This window comes from Allotamlana fucoidanivorans (assembly GCF_006265225.1).
Classification (GTDB): Bacteria; Bacteroidota; Bacteroidia; order Flavobacteriales; family Flavobacteriaceae; genus Allotamlana; species Allotamlana fucoidanivorans.
On the sequence record NZ_VDCS01000028.1, the window covers coordinates 1 to 5,867 of the forward strand.

Here is a 5,867-nt window from a genome sequence, read left to right on the forward strand (position 1 = left end):
TGCAATCAATCTATACAACCAAATTAGATTACATGTATCTTTAGACTATAAAACACCAAATATGGTATATTTAAAAACAGCGTAAATCAATTTTTAACCTGTAGCCATATTTCAGGACTAGACATTTAAGACGAACATTGAAAAAAGCATTAAAATTTGGGTTTTTGATTTTTGGAACGATAATTCTAATCGGATTTGCGTTGAAAGGAAATATCACTCACGAACAATTTGACTCTGAAAAATGGAAAAACTGGACGGAATCAGAAGCTGAATGGTCATTGCGTTGGGATATGATGAATAGTTTGCGAAATAATCACGAACTGCAAGGAAAATCGAAAACGGAAATAATTGAATTATTGGGAATTCCGGAAACAAAATCTGACTCTGAATTTGGTTATTATTTGGGAATGGCAAAACACGGAATTGACACAGGACATTTGACCATCTATTTTGACCAAAACAAAAAAGTATCGCGAATTAAAGTTCATAGAGGATAATATAAATGCTGTACTTTAGAATTGTATTTTTAGTTTTGTTTTTATTGGAATTAAGGTTTCTAAATTTCAAGTACAAACGAGACAAATATATTTGGATTGGAATAGTTTTTATATTCAGTTACTTTGGATACTTTATCTTTTTAATTTATAAAAGAAAATTATTGGTTAAAAGGAAATTTGAACCGAATTTTAATCGGAATAGAATAAAATCAACAGAATAAAAACTGTTTACAACACCGTATATAAAAAATTGCTAGTGTTGTGCTAAAACAAAGGTCGTTGCACGTTTGCTACGTCTGAATTTCCTTCGGAAATTCCTCGCACGCAAACCCGCAACTTTCCATATACAAACACGTTACAAAACATTTAACGAACAAATTAACTAAAAACAATGAAGAAAATTTTTACAATAGCTCTAACATTATTTACTTTTATTTCTTTTTCTCAATCAAACGATTCAGATTATTTAGTAACTGTTGATAACGACACAATTCATTGCAAAATTATTGAATTGAAAAATAAAAAAATCAGTTATACTATAAATGGAGAAAAAGGAAAAAAGAAAAAAAACATATTCAAATTTGCAGATGTACATTTTGCAAATACATCAATAATTAAAAACCCATTAGAAATTAAAATAGAAAAACCTGAACAAGGGTTTGCTCACGTCTATTTTTATAGACCATATGTTTACACAGGCTCTGCACTTGCTTGTAAAGTTGAATATAATGGGAATTCATTCATTAATATTAAAACTCATAGTTACTATTTGCATAAAGTAAAAGCTGGAGAAGTTCATAAATATAACCAGAAAAACCTAAAAAAAGATATTATCGAAATTGACGCAAAAGATGGAGAAATTTATTTTATTCGAGGTTCATTTGGAGGAACAGGAGAGGCTTTTATAAATAATATGAATATGTCAAATTCATTACACATTTTTAAAGATAATCCCAAAGTTGCGGAATACGTTATTTTGACAATGAAAAAAGAAAGTCCTAAATATTAAATCATATGAATTATAAAAAATAATTGCTTGCTTTTACATAATCGGAGCAGTTTCTTTTGCTTCTTGTACGGAAGATGATGAGCCTTGTACTGAAACAGTTTGTCCTGATGGATTTAATAATTGTTTTGAAAAGCCTTGCGAATAAAAGAATAGAAACAAAAAACGTTTTGTAACACCGTATATAATTTATTGCTAGTTCTAGCCTACTTACGAAAATCCTCGCGGATTTTCTATTCGGTTTGTATTTGCTAAATTAGGTGCTTAAAACACGCAACAAACCATATACAAACACGTTGGCAGTAATATAAAACAACAAAAATTGAACTTTAAAAACTGATTTGAAAAAAGCAAACTTCACCATATCAATACTTATTTTTTTGACGAATCTTTATTTCATACCATTCAGTTTCGTAACAATAAAAAATTCGGGTGGAGCAATGGGATATGGTCTATTACTCGTGCCTTTTTCATTATCAATTAACCTGTTACTGATTAGTTCAGGGCTAACTTTTAAAAGGAAATTCAATAAGAGTATCGGACTACTAATTATTAACTCTGTCGGACTTGCTTGGGCTTTATTTTGGCTTTGGTTACTACTTACAACACCCCAAATTGACTGACTTAAATGAAAACAATTATCCTTCAATCTTTAACTTGTTTGATAATCTACCTTTTGATTTGGGGGATTATCCAGCTTACGATTGACGTGATAGGTTGGTCCTTCATGTACCTATTTATAGTAGGCTACTTGATATTTATAGTTTCGACTTCTAGGTATAATTGGATAGTGACTGTACTTCAATTTTTTGTAGTTGGGGTTATCAGCTTCGTTATTATTGGATTTTTATACAATGAAGTTTACGAACCATATATCGAACAGAACTTCCCTCTTTATGAATCTGCTATAGCTACTTCAATTGGACTAATAGAATTGATAATCATAAAACTGCTTTCTGATTCCATATTAAATAAGACTAAACTAAAAACGAAGAAAAGTTTAATAGAAAAAATACTACTGCCAACAAAACCTATACGCAATGCGGGTTGATGCGATAACCGAAAGGTCGGTGATTCTATTCCGCCAAAGCTACGCTTTGACGTTTTTGTTGGATAAATTTAAAAACACAAAACGCAGCTTTGGCTACCGTTCGTGCCAGATTGAAAGTTTCGGCTTTCAAATCCCGCACTGCGCATAGCCAAACCGTTGTAGCATTTTGAGAACTGAATGGAAAACCCAATATATTTAATATTAATTGCAATCATTATTGTTCTGACAATTTGGTTTCTGATTGTGAAATACTTTCTTTATCCATTGTTTTTTAAGCCAAAAATAAAGATATCTGAAATCGTTAACTTTCTTAATGAAAAACAATGTTCATTTGTTGAATATAAAAATCTGAATAAAAAAGAAAGAGAAAGAAATATTTTTGAGCAACCTAAAGGATTGACATTTAATAGTTTTGTTTCTGGAAAATCTGAATATAAAATAATCGGATTTTCTAAAAATGAAAACAAACACAAAATCTATTGGTCTGAATTACAATCTTGGTTTCCACCTTTTGGAAAACGGATTTTGAATTTTATAGAGGAAAAAGACTCTGAATTTCTAAACGAATTGCAAAAAGAATATAATCAAGAAATTATAATCGTGACTGACAAATGTCCTGCCTGTAAAAACGGAATTTTGATAAATGAAACTGAATGCAAAAATTGCGGACTGAATTTAGTCGCTTAATGAATAAAAAAACGTGCTACAACACCGTATAAAAATAATGCTTAGTTTAGTGTTTAATCAAGAGTTCGTGCACTTTTGTTACGTCTGATTTTCCTTCGGAAAATCCTCGCACACAAAACCGCACTATTCTTATACAAAACCGTTGGCAACAAGCTGAAAAAACAATCGTTAGAGAAAACAAATAAGTTTAATGAATGACATTTTAAGCATAGAAAAAGAATTTAAAAATGAAATTGATAATATTTGGAATGACACAAAATATTCAGAAATTGACATTATAGAAAGAGGATACGGAATACACGATAAAATAATTAAAAATTCTATTTTATTTATAGGTATCAATCCATCTTTTACAAAAAAAGCTAAAAACGGAAGTTATTTTATAAATTTAGACCAAGATGCTAAAAGAACTATAGAAGGAAAGCCATATGTATATTTCAAAAAATTTGTTGACATAACAAAAAAAATAAATAATAATTCAAATTCACAGATAAAATGGTCTCATATGGACCTACTATTCCATCGAGAGACTAAACAACATTTTATAGAAAAAATAAAAAAACAGAAAAACGGAATTGAATTCATTAACGAACAATTAAAAATTTCAAGAAAAATTATAATAAAATCTAAACCAAAAATAATAGTTGTATCAAATACTAAAGCTAGAGATTATTTGAAAAATAAAACTAATTGCAGCTTTGATTTTAAATTTGACAATGAGTTAGGAACTGAAATTATTAAAAATAACTCTGAACTAAATAATGTACCTGTTTTTTTTACAAGTATGCTAACAGGCCAAAGAGCATTAGATAATGGTTCTTATGAAAGACTTATATGGCACATTAATTATGTTTTAGAAAAAATAAATAAAAAGCCAGTTGCCAACAATGTATAACCGCAATTACGGCGGATTCGACTACGTCCGAATCCACTCGGAATTGCTAACGCCTGTGCTAAACCGAAAATTAACGCATATTAACCCGTAACTGACGGTTATACGAGACCGTTAGGCACAATTTGAAAAAATGAAGTACACATATTTAGCATTAGTCTTATTAATCATTATTTCTGGATGTAAGTCTTCCGTAAAACTATCAGAAAAGAAAGATGACAAACAAGACTTAATAAACTTTTTATTTCAAGATTATATAGGAGAAAAACCGAGTGCAAGTTTTATTGTTATAAAGGATGGTAAAATAGAAAAATGCCAAAGTTTCGGATATGCAGATTTAGAAAACAAAATACTTGCCAATTGCGAAACTAATTACAGAATTGCTTCTGTAACAAAACAGTTTACTGCAATGGGAATTTTGATTTTAATAAGTCAAGGGAAATTAAATTATGATTCTAAACTGACAGAAATAATACCAGAATTCCCAGATTATGGAAAGGAAATTACAATTAAAAACCTAATGACTCATAGGTCTGGTTTACAGTCTTACAATAGATTATATCCAAAAGATTGGGAAAAACAGCTTGTTGATAAAGACGTGCTTAATCTTTTAATGAAACAAGATAGTTTGTCGTTTCCTGCAAACTCTAAATTTAGGTACAGTAATTCAGGATATGCTGTTTTGGCTATGATTATAGAAAGAGTTTCTGGCAAAACCTACAAAAAATTTATGGACGATGAGATTTTTAAAAAGTTAGGGATGACTAATAGTACTGTGTACTTAAATGACTTAAAAATAAAAAATCGTGCATATGGTTATAATTTGATAAAAAATAAATTTGAAAAGAAAGACCAAACTAAATTTACCGCAGTTCAAGGAGATGGAGGAATTTATTCATCTGTTAGTGATTATGCTAAATGGGATAAGGCTTTGTATGATGAAACTCTTGTTAGTAAAGATTTACTCGATGATGCGTTTTCTAATTGGGACGAAAATGGAAAAACCGATGGAAATGGCTATGGGTTTGGTTGGTTTATAGACGAAAAAAATGACAAAAAATATTTGCTTCACAATGGAAGCTCAAGAGGTTTTCTAACTACAACGTTAAGAATTCCATCTGAAAAAATTACAGTAGCAATTTTTTCAAATTACGGAAATTTAGGAGGTCTAAAAAGAAAGGCTTTATTTTTAGCTAGTCTCTTTTCTGATTACAAAGCACCTATGCCTGCTGAACTGGCACTAAAAAAAGATATTGAGGATAACGGAATAGAAAATTTTACAACCAAATTTAACCAACTAAAATCTGACAATAGTAAATACGATATTGTAAATGAGGAGTTACTTTATTTAGGCTTTGGTTTTTTTAACAAAGAACCCGAAAAATCAAAAGGAATATTTGAACTAATCAAATCTGAATATCCAAATTATTTTGGAGGATACTATGGATTAGGACAATACTATGCCTATAAAACTGAAAATAATAATGAGTTAGCTATAGAAAATTATAAAAAAGTAGTTGAACTAAATCCGTCGAATGAACAACGACTGGTTAATCGTTCGAAGAACATGATAAATAAATTAAGTGAATAAAAACTGTGCCTAACAATGGTAGCCGTTGCACGAGCCCATAATTTTATAAAAACTTGAATTACAAACGCCTATTTTCAGGGCGTTTGTTGTTTTTGGTAGTTATTCACCATCTAAAATCAAGATGCTTTCTGGGGCTAATAACA

At 29.8% G+C, this 5,867-nt stretch carries 5 protein-coding genes; all 5 read left to right on the top strand.

All coding sequences use genetic code 11. The annotated features are described in order from the left end of the window. Positions 1-137: 137 nt before the first annotated feature. Positions 138-497 (top strand): hypothetical protein, encoded by a 360-nt coding sequence (locus FGF67_RS16460; protein ID WP_139698853.1) that lies wholly within the window; start codon positions 138-140, stop codon positions 495-497. Positions 498-888: 391 nt separating this feature from the next. Beyond that, positions 889-1,506, top strand: a complete 618-nt coding sequence (locus FGF67_RS16465; RefSeq protein WP_139698854.1) for a DUF2846 domain-containing protein — start codon at positions 889-891, stop codon at positions 1,504-1,506. Between the two features lie 1,225 nt (positions 1,507-2,731). Beyond that, the gene (locus tag FGF67_RS16470; RefSeq protein WP_139698855.1) at positions 2,732-3,241 is read left to right on the top strand and encodes a hypothetical protein; all 510 of its coding nucleotides are present in this window, start codon (positions 2,732-2,734) and stop codon (positions 3,239-3,241) included. 190 nt (positions 3,242-3,431) lie between these two features. Further along, positions 3,432-4,136, top strand: coding sequence for a hypothetical protein (locus FGF67_RS16475; protein ID WP_139698856.1), 705 nt, complete (start codon positions 3,432-3,434; stop codon positions 4,134-4,136). A 130-nt stretch (positions 4,137-4,266) separates the two neighbouring features. Next, complete coding sequence (locus FGF67_RS16480; protein WP_139698857.1) at positions 4,267-5,724, top strand: serine hydrolase domain-containing protein; 1,458 nt, start codon at positions 4,267-4,269, stop codon at positions 5,722-5,724. Positions 5,725-5,867: the final 143 nt, after the last annotated feature.

Coding starts and splice junctions, on each gene's coding strand:
- FGF67_RS16465 (WP_139698854.1), top strand. CDS start 889: ATGAAGAAAATTTTTACAATAGCTCTAACATTATTTACTTTTATTTCT.
- FGF67_RS16470 (WP_139698855.1), top strand. CDS start 2,732: ATGGAAAACCCAATATATTTAATATTAATTGCAATCATTATTGTTCTG.
- FGF67_RS16475 (WP_139698856.1), top strand. CDS start 3,432: ATGAATGACATTTTAAGCATAGAAAAAGAATTTAAAAATGAAATTGAT.
- FGF67_RS16480 (WP_139698857.1), top strand. CDS start 4,267: ATGAAGTACACATATTTAGCATTAGTCTTATTAATCATTATTTCTGGA.